Source organism: Arthrobacter sp. P1_B9 (genome assembly GCF_056406495.1).
Map to the genome: position 1 here is coordinate 274914 of NZ_JBFUAA010000003.1, position 16528 is coordinate 291441.

At 67.3% G+C, this 16528-nt stretch carries 14 protein-coding genes; 6 read left to right on the forward strand and 8 right to left on the reverse strand.

Annotated elements, in window-relative coordinates:
- Nucleotides 1-14: 14 nt before the first annotated feature.
- Nucleotides 15-743, reverse strand: coding sequence for a TetR/AcrR family transcriptional regulator (locus tag AC1D1A_RS06210; RefSeq protein ID WP_028277575.1), 729 nt, complete (start codon nt 741-743; stop codon nt 15-17).
- Nucleotides 744-927: 184 nt separating this feature from the next.
- Here AC1D1A_RS06210 and ptsP point away from each other — a divergent pair, with 184 nt between their 5' ends.
- The 3 genes from ptsP (at nt 928) to AC1D1A_RS06225 (ending at nt 3402) form a co-directional block, all read left to right on the forward strand.
- Nucleotides 928-2613, forward strand: coding sequence for a phosphoenolpyruvate--protein phosphotransferase (gene ptsP, locus AC1D1A_RS06215; RefSeq protein ID WP_223914954.1), 1686 nt, complete (start codon nt 928-930; stop codon nt 2611-2613).
- 22 nt (nt 2614-2635) lie between these two features.
- On the forward strand, nt 2636-3058 hold the full coding sequence (locus AC1D1A_RS06220; protein WP_476947350.1) for a helix-turn-helix domain-containing protein: 423 nt from the start codon (nt 2636-2638) through the stop codon (nt 3056-3058).
- A gap of 74 nt (nt 3059-3132) precedes the next feature.
- Complete coding sequence (locus AC1D1A_RS06225; protein WP_230006918.1) at nt 3133-3402, forward strand: hypothetical protein; 270 nt, start codon at nt 3133-3135, stop codon at nt 3400-3402.
- An 8-nt stretch (nt 3403-3410) separates the two neighbouring features.
- Here AC1D1A_RS06225 and AC1D1A_RS06230 read toward each other — a convergent pair whose 3' ends face one another.
- Nucleotides 3411-4631, reverse strand: coding sequence for a PucR family transcriptional regulator (locus AC1D1A_RS06230; protein WP_223914951.1), 1221 nt, complete (start codon nt 4629-4631; stop codon nt 3411-3413).
- Nucleotides 4632-4876: 245 nt separating this feature from the next.
- Here AC1D1A_RS06230 and ald point away from each other — a divergent pair, with 245 nt between their 5' ends.
- A complete protein-coding gene (ald, locus tag AC1D1A_RS06235) occupies nt 4877-5995 on the forward strand; it encodes an alanine dehydrogenase (RefSeq protein ID WP_079555133.1) in 1119 nt (372 codons plus the stop codon).
- Nucleotides 5996-6166: 171 nt separating this feature from the next.
- On the opposite strand, the gene AC1D1A_RS06240 is transcribed toward ald, so the two are convergent.
- The 6 genes from AC1D1A_RS06240 to AC1D1A_RS06265 all read right to left on the reverse strand — a co-directional run bounded on the left by AC1D1A_RS06240 (nt 6167) and on the right by AC1D1A_RS06265 (nt 14283).
- Complete coding sequence (locus tag AC1D1A_RS06240; RefSeq protein WP_476859597.1) at nt 6167-7222, reverse strand: Gfo/Idh/MocA family protein; 1056 nt, start codon at nt 7220-7222, stop codon at nt 6167-6169.
- A 139-nt stretch (nt 7223-7361) separates the two neighbouring features.
- On the reverse strand, nt 7362-9059 hold the full coding sequence (locus tag AC1D1A_RS06245) for an ABC transporter family substrate-binding protein (RefSeq protein ID WP_476947351.1): 1698 nt from the start codon (nt 9057-9059) through the stop codon (nt 7362-7364).
- 69 nt (nt 9060-9128) lie between these two features.
- Nucleotides 9129-11297, reverse strand: coding sequence for a dipeptide ABC transporter ATP-binding protein (locus AC1D1A_RS06250; RefSeq protein WP_476851441.1), 2169 nt, complete (start codon nt 11295-11297; stop codon nt 9129-9131).
- Nucleotides 11294-12304 (reverse strand): ABC transporter permease, encoded by a 1011-nt coding sequence (locus AC1D1A_RS06255; RefSeq protein ID WP_230010032.1) that lies wholly within the window; start codon nt 12302-12304, stop codon nt 11294-11296. Before AC1D1A_RS06255 ends, AC1D1A_RS06250 begins: the two co-directional genes overlap by 4 nt.
- A 2-nt stretch (nt 12305-12306) precedes the next feature.
- Nucleotides 12307-13293, reverse strand: coding sequence for an ABC transporter permease (locus AC1D1A_RS06260; RefSeq protein WP_028277582.1), 987 nt, complete (start codon nt 13291-13293; stop codon nt 12307-12309).
- 357 nt (nt 13294-13650) lie between these two features.
- Nucleotides 13651-14283 (reverse strand): TetR/AcrR family transcriptional regulator, encoded by a 633-nt coding sequence (locus tag AC1D1A_RS06265; RefSeq protein WP_374208312.1) that lies wholly within the window; start codon nt 14281-14283, stop codon nt 13651-13653.
- Nucleotides 14284-14409: 126 nt separating this feature from the next.
- Between AC1D1A_RS06265 and AC1D1A_RS06270 the strand changes: the two genes are divergently transcribed.
- Both AC1D1A_RS06270 and AC1D1A_RS06275 read left to right on the forward strand, forming a co-directional pair.
- The gene (locus AC1D1A_RS06270; RefSeq protein WP_018775397.1) at nt 14410-14973 is read left to right on the forward strand and encodes an NAD(P)H-dependent oxidoreductase; all 564 of its coding nucleotides are present in this window, start codon (nt 14410-14412) and stop codon (nt 14971-14973) included.
- Between the two features lie 163 nt (nt 14974-15136).
- Nucleotides 15137-16429 carry an aminotransferase-like domain-containing protein gene (locus AC1D1A_RS06275; RefSeq protein WP_476857699.1) on the forward strand — a complete coding sequence of 431 codons (1293 nt, stop codon included), beginning with the start codon at nt 15137-15139 and terminating at the stop codon, nt 16427-16429.
- Nucleotides 16430-16528 lie beyond the last annotated feature (99 nt).

Below are 16528 nucleotides of genomic sequence, written 5' to 3' on the forward strand. Positions count from 1 at the left end.
ATAATTTCGCCGAGCTAGCTGGTGGAGCTGTTGGAGATCCGGTGGAGCCATTCGAGGAAGAGCTTGAGTTCCGAGCTGGAGAGCTGGTCCGAGTGGGACGCCTGGAGTGCTGCATTCAATGCGATGGCCGCCACAACCACTGAGGACTTTCCGCTGTCCACAGAACCGTTGTCCCGGGCCTGCTCGGTGGAAACCGCAAAGATCATGGCGTCGCGGGTCATGGCGGAGAGCTCGAGGTTCCGCTCCGGCACCTTTTCCGCGATCAGCATGAGGGTCATGCCCACATTGGCCGCCAGGATGGACCTGGCCGCCTCCTTGGGCGGGACGTTGAGCTGGCCGGAGACAGCCGCCTTGTTCAGCATTTCCTCCATGAGGGCCTCGGCATCGGCGACGATGGCCGGGCGGCTCTCAGGGCGGATATTGCCGAACATGACGAGGTACAGTTCCGGCTGTTTCAGCCCGAACTGGACATGGTTGTCCCACATCCTCCGGATGTCCTCCAGAGGTTGGCCAGAGGGCGCGAAGTCACGTTCGCCCGCGACATATTCGTCGAAACCTGCTGCGACGACGGCGTCGAACAGCCCTTCCTTGTCACCAAAGTGGTGGTAGAGGGTCGGTGCCGTGACACCGGCCAGCTGCGTGATCTGGCGGGTCGAGACTGCGGATCCGCCGGAGTTGGCCAGCAGCTCGGCGGCCGCACGCAGCAGCCGGGCCTTGGGTGGTAGCTGGCCATCGATACTCATAACCGCTACCCTAGCACCTATAGCAACGCTATATGAACTGCATCACATACAATTTTTCCAGGTGCCGTGACCCGCCCGCTGCCGCAGCCGTCAGCCGCAGGCGCAGATGATCAGCAGGGTCGCTGCGGCACCTGGTTTACCGGCTTAGTGGCCACTGGCCTACGACAGAATATGAGGACCTTCAGTGCAGAACTTCCCAGGAGTAGGCGTTAGCCCCGGCCGCATCATCGGTACCGTCCGGCAGATGCCCAAACCGATCAGCGAACCGCCTGCCGGAGAGCAGCTTCCCGCCGGCGTCACGGCGGAGGACGCGACGGCGGCGCTGAAGGCCGCAGCGAAATCCGTCCACGACGAACTGAAGGCCCGGTCCGAGACCGTCTCGGGCGACGGCAAGGCCGTCCTCGAGGCCACGGCCCTCATGGCCACTGACACCATGCTGCTCAAATCCGCCGCCAAACTGATCGGCCGCGGCACCTCCGGGCAGCGTGCAATCTGGGAAGCCGGCGCCTCGGTCTCGGAGATGCTGCACAACCTGGGCGGCTACATGGCCGAGCGCGCCACGGACGTCCTGGATGTCCGCTCCCGGATCGTGGCGGAACTGCGCGGAGTCCCCGCGCCGGGCATTCCCGTGTCCCCCACCCCGTTCATCCTCATCGCCGAGGACCTGGCCCCGGCCGATACCGCCACTCTGGATCCGGAAAAGGTCCTGGCGCTGGTCACCGCCGGTGGCGGCCCGCAGTCCCACACCGCGATCATCGCCCGCTCGCTGGGCCTGCCGGCCGTGGTCGCCGCCGTCGGGGTCGACGAGCTCGCCGACGGCACCGAGGTGTACGTGGACGGCGCAGCCGGCCTCATCACCGCGAACCCGGACGAGTCCCAGCGCGCGGCCGCAGCCCACTGGGCCGCCACGGCGTCGCTGCTTGCCGCTTTCGACGGGACCGGCACGACGGCGGACGGCCACCTCGTGCCGCTCCTGGCCAACGTCGGCGGCGCCAAGGACGCCGTGGCCGCGGCCGGCCTGAACGCCCAGGGCGTGGGACTGTTCCGGACCGAGTTCTGCTTCCTGGAGCGGGACACCGAACCGACCGTGGAGGAACAGGCCGCCGCCTACCAGGGCGTCTTCGACGCCTTCCCGGGCAAGAAAGTGGTGCTCCGCACGCTCGACGCCGGCGCGGACAAGCCGCTGCCGTTCCTGACCGACGCCACCGAGCCCAACCCGGCCCTTGGCGTCCGCGGCTACCGGACCGATTTCACCACGCCGGGGGTCCTGGAGCGCCAGCTGCAGGCCATTGCCCTGGCGGAGAAGGCATCCGAGGCGGACGTCTGGGTGATGGCCCCGATGATTTCCACCGCTGAGGAGGCGGCCCGCTTTGCCTCGCTGTGCACCGCGGCAGGGATCAAGACGCCCGGCGTCATGGTGGAGGTCCCGTCGGCGGCGCTGACGGCCGAGGCCATCCTCCGCGAGGTCGGCTTCGCCAGCCTGGGCACCAATGACCTCACCCAGTACGCCATGGCGGCGGACCGCCAGCTCGGCCCGCTGGCCGCCCTGAACACCCCCTGGCAGCCGGCCGTACTGCGGCTCGTGGGCCTGACCGTGGAAGGTTCCGCGGCCGAGGGCCACAACAAGCCAGTGGGCGTGTGCGGCGAGGCCGCGGCGGACCCTGCCCTCGCCGTCGTCCTCACGGGGCTGGGCGTCACCACGCTGTCCATGACGGCGCGTTCCATCGCGGCCGTCGCCGCCGTGCTGAAGACCGTCACCCTGGCTGAAGCCCGGGAGCTTGCCAAGCTGGCCTTGTCCGCGCCGAGCGCTACCGAGGCCCGGGCCTGGGTGCGGGCAAAACTGCCGGTCCTGGAGGACCTTGGGCTGTAGCTGCTGCCGCTAGGATGCACTCATGGCACTGATAGCCCCCCGGGTGACGGCCGGCCTCCCGGCCGAGGATGCGCAGAACCTCAGGTACGCCCTCGACGGCAGCCACGACATCACGGTGTTCGTGGACGGCACCGTCCACCGGCTGCCGCCCGCGGCGCGGGACGCCGTCGTCGATCTGCTGGGCCGCTTCAGCCGCGGCGAGGCCGTGACGGTCAGCAGCGTCGAGGAAATGCTGACGACGTCCCGGGCCGCGGAGCTTGCGGGGATCTCGCACACGTATCTGCGGAACATGACCGACCGCGGCGAGATCCCGGTGGAATACCGCGGAACGCACCGCCGGATCCGGCTGGCCGACATCATGGCGTGGCTCGAAACGCAGAAGAAGAACGGTGCGGACGCCGGGACGCCGGCCGGCCAGGATGACGAGGCTGCCAGTGCTTCATGAAGCAGTGATAAGGATCAAGCAACGATCCCGGTCCGGCGCGGAAGCACTGATATCCCGCGGGTTAAGCTTGGAATGTGGGTAAATTCAGAGGGTGGCACATCGTGGCAGGGATCGCCGCCATGCTGCTCGCTGGCATCTTCGGAACCGCCATGGGCCTGAACAACACCGCCACGTATCTGGCAAGCGGCGTCGCTTTCGTAGCGGTGTCGCTCTGGGTGGACAGCCGGATTTCCCGCCGCCGCAGTGCCGCCGGCATCGCCCGCCCCGGCCAGGACCTTGGCCAGGACGCTGGCCACGACGCGAAGCCGGCCCTCGACGCCGACCCCTCCAAGCGCGAGGGCTAAGCGCGCCGCTAGATTCTGGGCCGGCCAGCCCAGCGCCGCGCCTTGAGCCCGGCATGCAGTTCCAGCCGCACCATTCCCTTCAACGGGTCCACGCCCAGCAGCTGGCGGATCCGGCCGAGCCGGTTGTAGATGCTGCTCCGGTGCAGGTGCAGTTTGGCCGCGACTTCCTGGACCGAGCCGTCGTTGTCGTAGAACAGCTCCAGCACGGGCAGCAGCTCGTGGTTGCGGTCATGGTCCTCGAGGAGGCGGAAATACACGGAACCCGCGTCTGCCCAGGCTCCCGCGCCGCCGCCGGCCGAGGCCAGGAGCTGGTAGACGCCGGTGGCCCGGCAGTCGACGAGCTCGCCCAACTGGGGATCCACCGCCGCGGCCTGGGCCGCCTGCCGTGACTGCCGGTAGGCCTCGGCCAGTTCCCGAGGCTTGGCGAATCCCTCGGACGTGCCCAGGATGATCCGCCGGACCGTGCGCCCGGAGCGTTTGGCGAGTTCGAGTTGGTAGTGGACCAGCACCTGGGCGTGGTCGGCGCGTCCCGTGGATTCCTTGAAGAGCACCACCGCGTGGGTCTCCGTGCCGGCGCTGAACAGTGCGGCATCCACCCCGATGGTCGCCTGCAGCGCCGCGGAGCGGTGAATGAGCGTGTCGGCGATGGGATCCGAGCCACCGGCCCAGCCATCCGCGTCCAGGACGGTCACCAGCTGCCAGGGTCCCTTGCCCTGGACCTCTTTCCAGCCCGCGACGGCCGCCGCCGCGTTGGCCTCGCCGGCGCACGCGGCCAGGAACTCCTGTTCGCGCCGGCGCCGGAACTCGGACTCGGCCGTATTGGAATCCAGCAGCAGGGTGGACAGTTGTTCCAGCTCCGGGGCCACGTCCGGCAGCTGGGCGAGGACGGTCGCGGCGCTGGGTTCCTCAGCGTCGAGCTGGACCCACAGGTACCCCACCCGGAAGCCCCGCACCAGCAGCGGCACGCACACGCGCCCGAGCATGCCGAGGTCCGCGTTGGCCGGCACGACGACCGGCCGGACCGCCGTCGCGATCCCGTGGGAGAGCTGCCACGCGATGACGTCCACGGGGACACGCTTACTGAGCAGGAAGTTCACCCGGACGCGGTCCGCATGGGATTGGTTGGAACTGTAGGCGAGGAGCAGACCGTCGAGGTCCTCGAGGGAGAGGCCGCGGCCCAGCCGCTGCGCCACCTGCTCCACGAGCTGCTCCACGTCCTGCTGCTGCATCCTGCCAGACTACTGCCCCCGCCCGCCGCACTGCGAATGCAGCCGGGACGGACACGAGCCGACACCTGACGCCCGCTCCATCGACAAATGTCTATCCCATGTTTTGAAAAACCCCGGAATGACGCGGCGGGCGCCCAATGCCCGGCGGCGGCACCTGTCGCGTGCCTCACAGCGGGATTTATTCTGGAAGTACGAATCCCCCGCTCATCCAGGCCCACGAGGCCACCACCTACTGGAGCTAACAAATGATCATCGGCGTACCCAAAGAGATCAAGAACAACGAGTTCCGCGTCGCCATCACGGCGGCCGGCGTCCATGAATTCCGGACCCACGGCCACGAGGTCCTCGTCGAGCGCGGCGCGGGCCTGGGCTCCGGCATCACGGATGAGGAATACGCGATCGCCGGTGCCGAGATCGTCGCCGAAGCCGACGACGTCTGGGGCCGCGCCGACATGGTGCTGAAGGTCAAGGAGCCGGTCAAGGCCGAATACCACCGCTTCCGCAAGGGCCTGATCCTCTTCACCTACCTGCACCTGGCCGCCGAACCGGAACTGACCCAGGCCCTGATCAACTCCGGCGTCACCGCCATCGCCTACGAGACCGTCCAGGAGGGCAGGTCCCTGCCGCTGCTGGCCCCGATGTCCGAGGTTGCCGGCCGGCTGTCCGTTCAGGTCGGCGCCACGTCCCTGATGGCGCCGGCTGGCGGCAAGGGCGTGCTGCTCGGCGGCGTCCCGGGCGTCCGTCCGGCCAAGGTCGTTGTCCTCGGCGCCGGTGTTGCCGGCACCAACGCTGCCGCCATGGCCCTGGGCCTGGGTGCCGACGTCACCATCCTGGACATCAACATCAACCGCCTGCGCGAACTGGACGCCCAGTACCAAGGCCGCCTGAAGACTGTCGCGTCCAACAAGTACGAGATCGAGAAGTCCGTGGTCGACGCCGACCTCGTGATCGGTTCGGTCCTGATCCCCGGCGCCAAGGCACCGAAGCTCGTCACCAACGAGCTCGTGTCCCGGATGAAGCCCGGCTCCGTGCTGGTGGACATCGCCGTGGACCAGGGCGGCTGCTTCGAGGACACGCACCCCACCACGCACCAGGAACCGACGTACAAGGTCCACAACACGATCTTCTACTGCGTCGCCAATATGCCCGGCGCCGTCCCGAACACCTCCACGTACGCGCTGACCAACGTCACCCTGCGCTACGCCGTCTCACTGGCGAACCTGGGCGTCAAGGCTGCGTTTGAGCGCGACGCCGCCCTGGCCGCCGGCCTGAACATCGCCGGCGGCAAGGTTGCGCACCGCTCGGTCTCCGAGGCGCACAACCTGCCCCTCGTCGCCGACTGGCACGAGCTGGTCTCCGCGTAGCCAACACCGCGTAGCCAACACTTCATCGGCTGCTCCTCCCCACCGGCCCCCTCGCCTCGCAAGCTCGGCCAGGGAACCCTGCCGGTGTGGGTCCAAACCGCCCCTTTTTGGACACCCAGAAGGGCGTTTTCGGAGCAGCCGATGGCTGTTTAAGCCCGCACCGTGCCGGGCTCAGGCCAGGGACCGGGCCTGCTCGATCAGCTGCAACACCTGGAGCGGGCCCGCGGGGTCGACGGGGACGGGCAGCGCCGAGCTTGCGCCGCCGTCGGCGATCTTGGCGGCCAGGATCCGGTAAAACTCCGGGTAGGCGCCGCGCTCGGTGGGCAGCCGGTCCAGGTGCCCGTCGCGCCCCAGCAGCCCGGCCCAGTCCGGATCTTCCACGCCGTAGTCGGCATCCAGCGGGCTTCCGCCGGCCAGGATGTACGGCTCCTGCGGGTCCACGCCGTGCTTGGTGAAACCGCCCTCGCTGCCCAGGATGCGGTAGCGCGGGCCCTGCTGGGCGCACAGCATGTTCATCCACAGGTGGCTGGTCACCCCGGAGCTGTGCCGCAGGACCAGGAAGACGTCGTCGTCCGCCTTGGCTCCGGGCCGCCGGGCCGCCAGTTCCGCGTGAATGAGCGTGGCCGGCCCAAAAAGCTGCACGGCCTGGTCCAGCAGGTGGGTGCCGAGGTCAAACAGCACCCCGCCGCCGTCGTCCGCCGTTGCGGCCGCCTTCCATGCTTTGGGGACGTCGGGCGACCACCGCTCGAAGCGGGACTCAAAGCGGCTCACGGTGCCGAAGGCTCCGGTGTCCATGAGGGCCTTAACGGTGAGGAAGTCGCCGTCCCAGCGCCGGTTCTGGAACACCGTGAGCACCCGGCCCAGCCGCCCGGCCAGGTCGATGAGCTCCTGCCCCTCGGCGCTGCTGACAGCGAAGGGCTTGTCGACGACGACGTCGAGGCCGGCTTCCAGCGCCGCTTTCGCGAGTGGGTAGTGGGTGGCGGGCGGCGTGCCGAGCACCAGCAGGTCCAGTTCGCCGGCGAGCTCCAGGATATCGGCCGGGGTGTCGACGATCCTGGCCGCCGGATAGCTGTGTGCGGCGGCAGATCTCCTGGCGGCGTCGGAGGTGGCAATGGCATCGAGCGAATAGGCCGGGTTTGCGGCGATGAACGGGGCGTGGAAGACGCTGCCCGAAAGGCCGAAACCGGCAACGGCGGTGCGGATGGGCCGGGTTGAATCGTTGCTCATGGTGCCAAGGCTACCGGCTGGGCATGCACCGGGGCGCCTGTCCGGCAGGGCTTAATCGAACGAGGCCGGCGCCGCCCGGAAGCTTCCAGGGGCACCGGCCTCGGCCGTGCTGCTTGTTAGTGCGTGGTGCTTGCCGGGACTAGCTCTTCTGCCAGCCGACGACGCTCCAGTCCGGGGTCTGGAACAGGGCCGCACCGTAGTTGGCCAGGCCCGTGCGGGCGAAGTAGATCTGCGGGCCGTTCATGATCACGCCCATGGAGAAGTACTTCTCCATGTGCTTCTTCTCGACGTCCATGGCGGCCTTGTTGCGCTGGGCGTCATCCTGGATGGAGGCAAGGTCCTTGATGGCCTCGTCCAGTTCGGCGTCGCCGAGTTCGTTCTCGTTGGTCTTGGAATCGTAGAACTGCTTCACGCCGGAGGTGGCGTCGGCGCCTACCGTGTAGCCGCTGATGGTGAGCTGGAAGTCGCGGCTGCCAACCACCTTGCCGAAGTCGGCGTCACCGCGCTGGTCGATGCCAACGTCCATGCCGGCCGCCTGAAGCTGCTTCTGCAGCGTCTGAACGGTGGCGAGGCCGGTGGGGTCGTCACCGAAGTTGGTGATCTTGAACGACGCCGGGACGCCGTCCTTTTCCATGATGCCCTTGGCGTTGGCCTTGTAGCCGGCCTCGGTCAGGACCTTCTTGGCCGCGTCGGCGCCGGTTTCCTTGACCGGGTAGTTGTCCTGGTAGTACTTCGAGAACGGCATCAGCATCATGGAGCCCGAGCTGTTCTCTTCCCAGTTCAGTCCGCCAAAGCGGACGGCGCGGATGGCGGGGCGGTCCACGGCGGTGAAGATTGCCTTGCGGACTGCGACGTCGGTGAGCGGGGCCTTGAGGGCGTTGAGGTTCAGGCCGCCGGCGAAGAGGCGCTGGCCGCGGCGGACCTCGGAGTTCTTGGAGCCTTCAAGCTGCTTGTACTTCGTCAGCGTGCGGCCGTCGGCCATGTCGATTTCGCCGTTCTTGAAGGCGGCGATCTCGGCGCTGGCCTCCAGCTGGCGGAAGATCACCTTGTCCAGGACCGGCTTCTCGCCCCACCACTTGTCATTCGGCACGAGGGAGACAGTCTTCGCGGCGGAGTCAAACTTGTCGACCTTGAACGGGCCCGCCATCCACTCGGGGTGCAGTTCGCCCGTGAAGCCGGTGTTGAAGATTTCGGGAGTGTTCACGGTCTGCGGGATGAAGCCGCCGAACATGTCACTGAGCGGGTACACCGGCTGTGTGGTGGTGACAACGACTTCCTTGTCGCTGCTTCCCGCCTTGACGGAGTCGATGAACTCGTAGGCCCCGGAGCTGACGATGTCGATGTCCTTGTTCTGGCCATTGAGCATCTTCCACGTGTTCTCGAACGTGGCGGCGTTGATCGGGGTGCCGTCGTTGTAGGCGGCCTTCGGGTTGATCTTGATGGTGATGGTCTGCTTGCCGTCTTTGACCTCGCTCTTGAAGTCTTCGCAGAAGTTCTTGTTGAGGTTGGCGGTGCCGTCGAAGTCCAGCTTCCAGCAGCCCACGTAGCCGGCCTCGTCGATCGGGTAGTGCAGTTCGGTGTTGTCCGCCGAGTTGCCCGCGTTGGAGAAGCCGTTGAAGTCCGGTCCGATGTTGCCCAGCGGCAGCGTCACGGTACCGCCCTGCTGCAGGTCGGCGGCCTTCTTGGCGTTGACGCTGACCAGCTTGCTCAGGTCGCCGGAGGCATCCTGTGCCTTGGCGCTCTGGGCGGTGGTTGAGGCGCCACCGCTGCCGCAAGCGGTCAGCGCGAGGGCAGCCACGACGGCGGTGAGGCCGCCGATCCTGGTCCGATTTTTCATGTGATCCCCTTCATTTTTTTCATGCGAGTGTGATGCGTGGGTTCTCGGGTGGTGTGCTGGTCCGGTGATTCAGTGGTTTTCGTGGACAACCAGCATGTCCGCGTCCAGTTCGCCGTCCGGGTAGAAGCAGGCGAACTGCTGGTCGGTGGCGGACGCTTCGAGGGCCGGCTCCAGGGTCAGGCACTTCTCCTGCCTGGCCGGCGGCAGGGCCGCGAACACGGGACAGCGGGTGGCGAAGTTGCAGCCTGCCGGCGCTTCCAGCGGCGAGGGCAGGTCGCCCTGGAGGATGATCCGCTCGCGGGTGCGCTCCAGCTCCGGATCCGGTACCGGGATCGCGGAGAGCAGGGCACGGGTATAGGGGTGGCGGGGGTTGTCGAAGACGGCGTCGACGTCGCCGATCTCCACGATCTTGCCCAGGTACATGACGGCAACGCGGTTGGAGATGTGCCGGACCACGGAGAGGTCATGGGCCACCATGAGGTAGCTGAGGCCGAGTTCGGCACGGAGCTTGTCCAGGAGGTTGATGACGCCGGCCTGCACCGATACGTCGAGGGCGGAGACGGGCTCATCCAGGACCACCAGCCGGGGGTTCACCGCGAGGGCGCGGGCAATGCCGATGCGCTGGCGCTGGCCGCCGGAGAACTGGTTGGGGAACCGGTTGACGTGGTCCGCCTGCAGGCCCACCAGCTCCATGAGCTCCATGATCCGCTTCCGGATGGCAGCCTTGGGCATGCCCAGGTTTTCCATCGGCTCGGCCAGGACCTCGTAGACGGTGAAGCGCGGATCCAGTGCCCCGGTGGGATCCTGGAACACCATCTGCAGTTCCTTGCGCATGGCGCTCTTGGCCCGGGCGTCCGCGGCCTGCTTGTTGCTCAGCCCGCCGATCACCACCTCGCCGTCCTGGTCCTTGTGGAACTCCATGATTTCCAGCAGGGTGGTGGTCTTTCCGCAGCCCGACTCCCCCACGATCGAGAAGCACTCGCCCTCACGGATATCGAAGCTCAGCCCGTCCACGGCCTTCACCGTGCCGATCCTGCGCTTGATCAGGGCGCCCTTCATCAGCGGAAAGTGCTTCCTGACGTCGCGGAGTTCCAGGACAGTCTTGCGTTCGTGCCGGGGAAGGCTGTCAAAGCGGGATACCGGCACGGCCGGGACGGCGAAAACAGTGTGGACATCGACGTCGGCGAGGGCCTCGCTCTTGATGCACGCGGCGCTGTGCCCGGTGCCGGGCGCCACCGCCCGAAGGTCAGGTTCGCCGTCGAGGCAGGCCTCGCTGGCCAGCGGGCACCGCGGCGCGAACGAACAGCCGGTGGGCGGCTGGGTGAGGTTCGGGGGGATGCCGTCGATCGGCACCAGCGACGATTTTTCCGCGACGTCCACGCGCGGGACCGCACCGAGCAGGCCCATCGTGTAGGGCATCCGCGGGCTGTAGTAGATGTCATCGACGCTGCCGGTCTCCACCGGCCTGCCCGCGTACATCACCATGATGTCGTCCGCCATGCCGGCGACCACGCCGAGGTCGTGCGTGATCATGACGACCGCGGCGCCGGTCTCCTCCTGGGCGGCGTGGAGCACCTCGAGGACCTGCGCCTGGATGGTGACGTCCAGCGCCGTCGTCGGCTCATCGGCGATCAGAACCCGCGGGTTGTTGGCGATCGCGATGGCGATCATGACGCGCTGGCGCATGCCGCCGGAGAACTCGTGCGGGAAGGCCTTGAGCCGGTCCTTCGGGCTGGGGATGCCGACCAACCCCAGGAGTTCGACGGCGCGTGCCTCCTTGGCCTGCTTGCTCATGGTCGGGTTGTGGACGGTCAGGGCCTCGATGATCTGGGTGCCGACGGTGTAGACCGGGGTCAGGGAGGACAGCGGGTCCTGGAACACCATGGCGAGGTCGCTGCCGCGGTGGCGGCACATGGCCTTGTCGCTGAGCCCCAGGAGCTCCTTGCCCTGCAGCCGGACCGAACCGGTGATTTCCGCCGTCGCGGGCAGCAGGCCCATGATCGCCATGGACGTGACGGATTTGCCGGAGCCGGACTCGCCCACAATGCCCAGCGTCTTGCCGGGCATCACGTCGAAGTCGACGCCGCGGACCGCGTGCACCACGCCGTTTTCCGTGTTGAAGCGGACGTTGAGGTCCCGGACGGAGAGGACCGCGCTCGTGGGGGCGTGCAGCCCGGCGGCGTGGAGGCGCTCGGCGGTCCCTTGCGCGGTGTCCCGTGCGGTGGTGTTGCTGGTCATTTGCTCTTCTTCTGTGTCTTGCCGGTGGCGCCGCCGGTGGCGTGGCCAGTGGCCTTGCTCCTCTTGGCGCGGCCAACGGAGCTGGAGCTGGGGTCGAACGCGTCGCGGAGGCCGTCGTTCATCATGGCGAGCGAGCCGGTCAGCAGGAACATCACGATCAGGGGCGCCCAGAACATCCACGGAAAGGTGGAAACCTGGGAGGTCGACTGGCCGATCAGGACGCCCAGGCTCACGTCGGGGACCTTGATGCCGATGCCGATGAAGGAGAACGCGACCTCGGCGAGGATGGCGCCGGTGACGCCGCGGGTGACTTCCAGGACCAGCAGGGAGCCGATGTTCGGCACGAGGTGGCGCCAGACGATCCGGCGCGGCGGGATGCCCATGTACTGGGAGGCTTTGACGAAGTCACGCTGCATGAGGGAGAGCGACAGGGACCTGATGAGGCGTGCGGTCCCCATCCAGCTGAAGACCAGCAGCACGATGATGAGCAGCAGCCAGCTCGGGACGGTGTTCTTCAGGCCGTTGGCGCCGCCGCTCGTGGCCACCGCGACTACCAGCAGGGCCGGCATCATGATCAGGGCTTCGAGGATGAACAGCATGACCTTGTCCACCTTGCGGCCGAAGAACGCCATGGTGCAGCCGTAGACGGCGGCGATCAGCACCGAGACGAGGCCGACGACGACGCCGATCAGGATGGAGACCCTGGTGCCCTCGACGGTCAGGGCGTAGAGGTCGATCCCGGCCTGGGAGGTGCCCAGGAGGTGCTCCGCGGAGGGCGGCATGCCGATGTTGAAGGGGTCGATGGTCTCCTTGTCCCAGCTGCCGAAGAAGCCGCCGATGAAGGAGAAGAGGGTCAGGGCCAGGAAGATGGCGAGGCCGGCGACGGCTGTCCGGTTGCGCAGGAAGCGCCGCAGGATGATCCGCGACTTGCCGATCACGACCTCGTCGTCGCCGAACTTTCCTTCGTCCAGGACGGCGGCTGGGTCAATCGTGTTGAGGTTGGTCATGATTACTGCACCCGCACTCTCGGGTCCACGAGCGTGGTGGCGAAGTCGGCGAGGATCGCTCCAACCGCGAAGATGACGGAGCCGTAGGCGAGGGTCGCGGTGGCCGCGTTGACGTCCTGCAGGGCAATTGAATCGATGGACCAGGACCCGACGCCGTGCCAGGCGAAGATTTTCTCGGCGAAGAAGCCGCCGGCGAAGATGGCCGGGATGGTGAACGCAATGCTCTGCGCCACGGGGATGAAGGACACCCGCAGGGCGTGCCGGCTGATGGCCTGGTTGCGGGTCAGGCCCTTGGCCCGCGCCGTCCTGACGAAGTCGGCGTTGACGTTGTCAAGCAGATACTGGCGCTGGGCGATCTGGTATGCGCCCCAGCCCACAATCGTGATGGCGAACGTGGGCACGGCGTAGTGGGCGAGCATGTCGACGAACTGGGCCCAGCCGTCGCCGTCCAGGCCCGGGGTGGAGATGCCGGTGACAAAGAAGACCCGCTCCCCGACCGACTCGTTGATGTTGATGGCGCCCAGCTGCACCAGGAAGTAGGCGATCGGTGCGGGGACGATGTACATGAGGTAGCTGTACGAGGTGATGGCCCGGTCCGAGGCCTTGTACTGCCGGGCCGCGGTGAAGACGCCGAGGGCGACGCCGATCACGAGGGTCAGGATGATCGAGGCCAGGAAGAGCCGGGTTGAGATCCAGACCCGGTCGCCGAACTCGGCGTTGATGAAGGCACCGTTGGGGCTCCGTCCCCAGTCCCAGCGGGTGAGAATGGCGGTGAGCCAGTCGACGTAGCGCTCCCACGGGTTGAGGGTGGGATCGAGCCCCTTGAGCCGGAAGGAATTGACCACCTGCTCGGGCGTGGGCCGCGGAATCCGCTCCTGCTCAAGCAGCGCCGGCTGCAGCGTGCTCACAGCCAGGAGATAGCCGGCACTGGTGGTCAGGAAGATCATGAAGACATACGTGAGCGCACGTTTGGCGAGATATCGAAGCATGGAGCGGCTAGTTCTGGATCGCCGTTGCCTGAGCAGATCCGTGCGTCACGGCTGCGGCCGCACGGGCGGGCCCGCCTGCGCCAGGGACAAGATTATTCACAACGTCGATCCTTCCGTCGTCCCCATCCGGCAGCGGGTTCCGCGGCCGGTTCGGGAGTATGGGCCAGCTGGTTTCCGGCCGCCCGCATGCCTTGCGGCTGAGCCCTTGTGGGCTATGTTGCGGGTCACATTCCAGAGGAAGCTATCACATTAGCCGGGCTCCGCCGGGCTCTCACGGGCCGCGACACGGCGGCTTCGCTACAGATCGTTATGAATAACTCCGTGGAATGGATTTGGACCACGGAACCGGCTGCGCCGCTAGGAGCCGCACACTACGCGCGTGACAAGCTCCCGCCAGGTGTCCGCAAGGCGCTCCGGCGCAATCCCGTGCACGCCGACGGAATGAAGCAACAGTTCCGGCTCCAGCGACGCCCCGAGGGCCGACGCCATGACCCACGGGTCCGCCGTCACGCCGGCTTCGCGCAGCAGCATCTCGAGATGACGGCGCCAGAGGACGGCCGGCGGGACATCGAACCTGTTGTAGACCGAGGCGTCGGCGGCCCGCGCCAGCTCCCCGAATTCCAGGATCCAGTCAATGCGGGCGGCGCCCACGGCGATCAGCCGCTCCAGGGGCGGCGCGCCGGGACCTACCGGGGGCGGACCAAACATGAACCGGCCCTGGAATTCGGCCTCGGCGTCGCTAAGGAGCGCCATCATCAGCCCGGCACGGCTGCCGAACCGCCGGAACACCGTCCCTTTTCCAACTCCGGCGCGCTGCGCCAGCCGGTCCATGGTGAGGGCGTCGGCGCTGGATTCCTCAACGATTTCCCGGGCGGCGCAGAGCAGGAGCTCCCTGTTGCGGATCGCGTCGCTGCGCGCTGATTCTGCGGCGGGCGCGGCGGGGCGCCCTGACCCGGACTGGGCACCGGGACGGATCGGGATGAGGCTCACACCGCTGATTCTAGCGCCCCGGAATATAACCGGACCGCAGTCCGTTTAGGATGGGTGAAGGCCCCCAAAGCCTCACGATCCACCAGCCGCCGGAATCACCCCGCGGCGTGATGCACAGGAGTACACATGTCCAAGAAGACCATCCTCACTCTCGTCGGCAGCCTTCGCGCCGGCTCCACCAACCTGCAGCTGGCCGAGGCCATCGCGCTCAACGCCCCGGAACAGGTGGACGTGGTCATTCACGAGAGCCTGGGCAACATCCCCTTCTACAACGAGGACATCGACGTCGAAGGCCAGGTGCCCGCGGCCGCCGCCGCCCTGCGGGCCGCCGCCAACGAGGCCGACACCATCCTGCTGGTCACGCCGGAGCATAACGGCACCGTCCCGGCATCGCTGAAGAACGCCATCGACTGGCTGTCCCGCCCCTTCGGCGCAGGCGCCCTGTCCGGCAAGCCCACCGCGGTTGTCGGAACCGCCTTTGGCCAGTTCGGCGGCGTATGGGCCCAGGACGAGGCCCGCAAGGCCGTCGGCATCGCCGGCGCCCAGGTCCTCGAAAACGTCAAGCTGGCAGTCCCGGGCTCGATGGTCCGCTTCGCCGAGGTTCACCCCAAGGACGACGCCGAAGTTGTCGAGCAGATCAAGGGCGTGTTCGACGCGCTGGCCGAGGCTCCCGCTGCGGAAGCGGCGTAAGCTTCCGCACCCCGCACTCCGCTCCAGATACCTCCCGGGCCCCCGGCAGCACACGGCTGCCGGGGGCCTCGGGCCGCCCGGAGCAGCCCGGTCGCTTTCGGCCCGGGCATCATTTGGAAACAATCGTTTCCCCCAAGACAACACGGGTAGTATCCTTGGGTTTGTGACCCACGAAACACTTGATGCCGCCGCAGCAGTACTTCCGGCCGAGGCCATTGACGCAATCGAACGTGCGGCTACGTCCGCCCACCGCCACGAGATCCTGTTCTCGGAGCGCGCAGCAAATATCAAACAGTCGGCGGTCCGGGATGTTTTCGACATCTCGATGCGCCCCGGCCTCGTCTCCCTCGCCGGGGGCAGCCCCTACCTGCAGTCCCTGCCGCTGGAACGCCTGGGCCAGACCGCCGCGAAGATCATCGCCGAGCAGGGGATGACCGCCCTGCAGTACGGCGGCGGCCAAGGCACTGAAGAGCTCCGCATCCAGATCTGCGAGGTCATGGCGGCAGAGGGGATCCTGGACGCCGACCCCGCGAACATCGTCATCACGGCCGGCTCGCAGTCCGCGCAGGATGTGGCCACCAAGGTTTTCTGCAATCCGGGCGACGTGGTCCTCGTCGAGGACCCCACCTATGTCGGGGCCCTCAACACCTTCGAGGCCTACCAGGTGGAGGTCGAAACGGTGCCGATGGACGGTGACGGCATCATCCCTGATCTGCTGGAGGCAAAGATCGCCGCCCTCCAGACCGCGGGCAAGAACGTCAAGTTCCTCTACACCATTCCCAGCTTCAACAACCCGTCCGGCATCACCCTGTCCGCGGAACGCCGGCAATCCGTGGTGGATATATGCCGTCGCGCGAATATTCTGGTGCTGGAGGACAACCCCTACGGCCTGCTCCGCTTCGACGGCAAGCCGCTCACCCCCCTGCGGGCGGCCAACCCGGATGACGTCATCTACATGGGGTCCTTTTCCAAGATCTTCGCCCCGGGCCTGCGGATCGGCTGGGCCCTGGTCCCGGCCCACCTGCAGCGCAGGTACTACCTGGCGTCGGAGGCCGTCACCCTGTGCCCGCCGACGCTGAACCAGATGCTGGTGTCGGCCTATCTGCGCGACTACGACTGGCGCGGCCAGATCGAGACGTACCGGGGGCTGTACCAGGAACGTTGCGAGGCAATGCTGGCCGCCTTGGCCGACTACATGCCGGAGGGACTGACCTGGACGCGCCCCGAGGGCGGCTTCTTCGTGTGGGTTACGCTGCCCGACGGCGTGGATACTTACCCGCTGCTGAGGAAGGCCATCGACGCCGGCGTCGTCTTCATTCCGGGAGCGGCCTTTACAAACTCGGACGACCCGTCGAACAAGATCCGGCTGGCGTTCAGCGCGGTGCCGCCCGAATCGATCCGCGAGGGTGTGCGGCGGCTCGCGCCGGTCCTGCGGGAAGCCCTGGCCGCCCTGTAGCGTGAACACCGGCAGGATCCATGCGGGGCCTCGACTGGGGCGCGCTGGGGCCAGTTGATCGGCCAGGCACACTAAACAGCATTACTCGTTGAAAGAGGA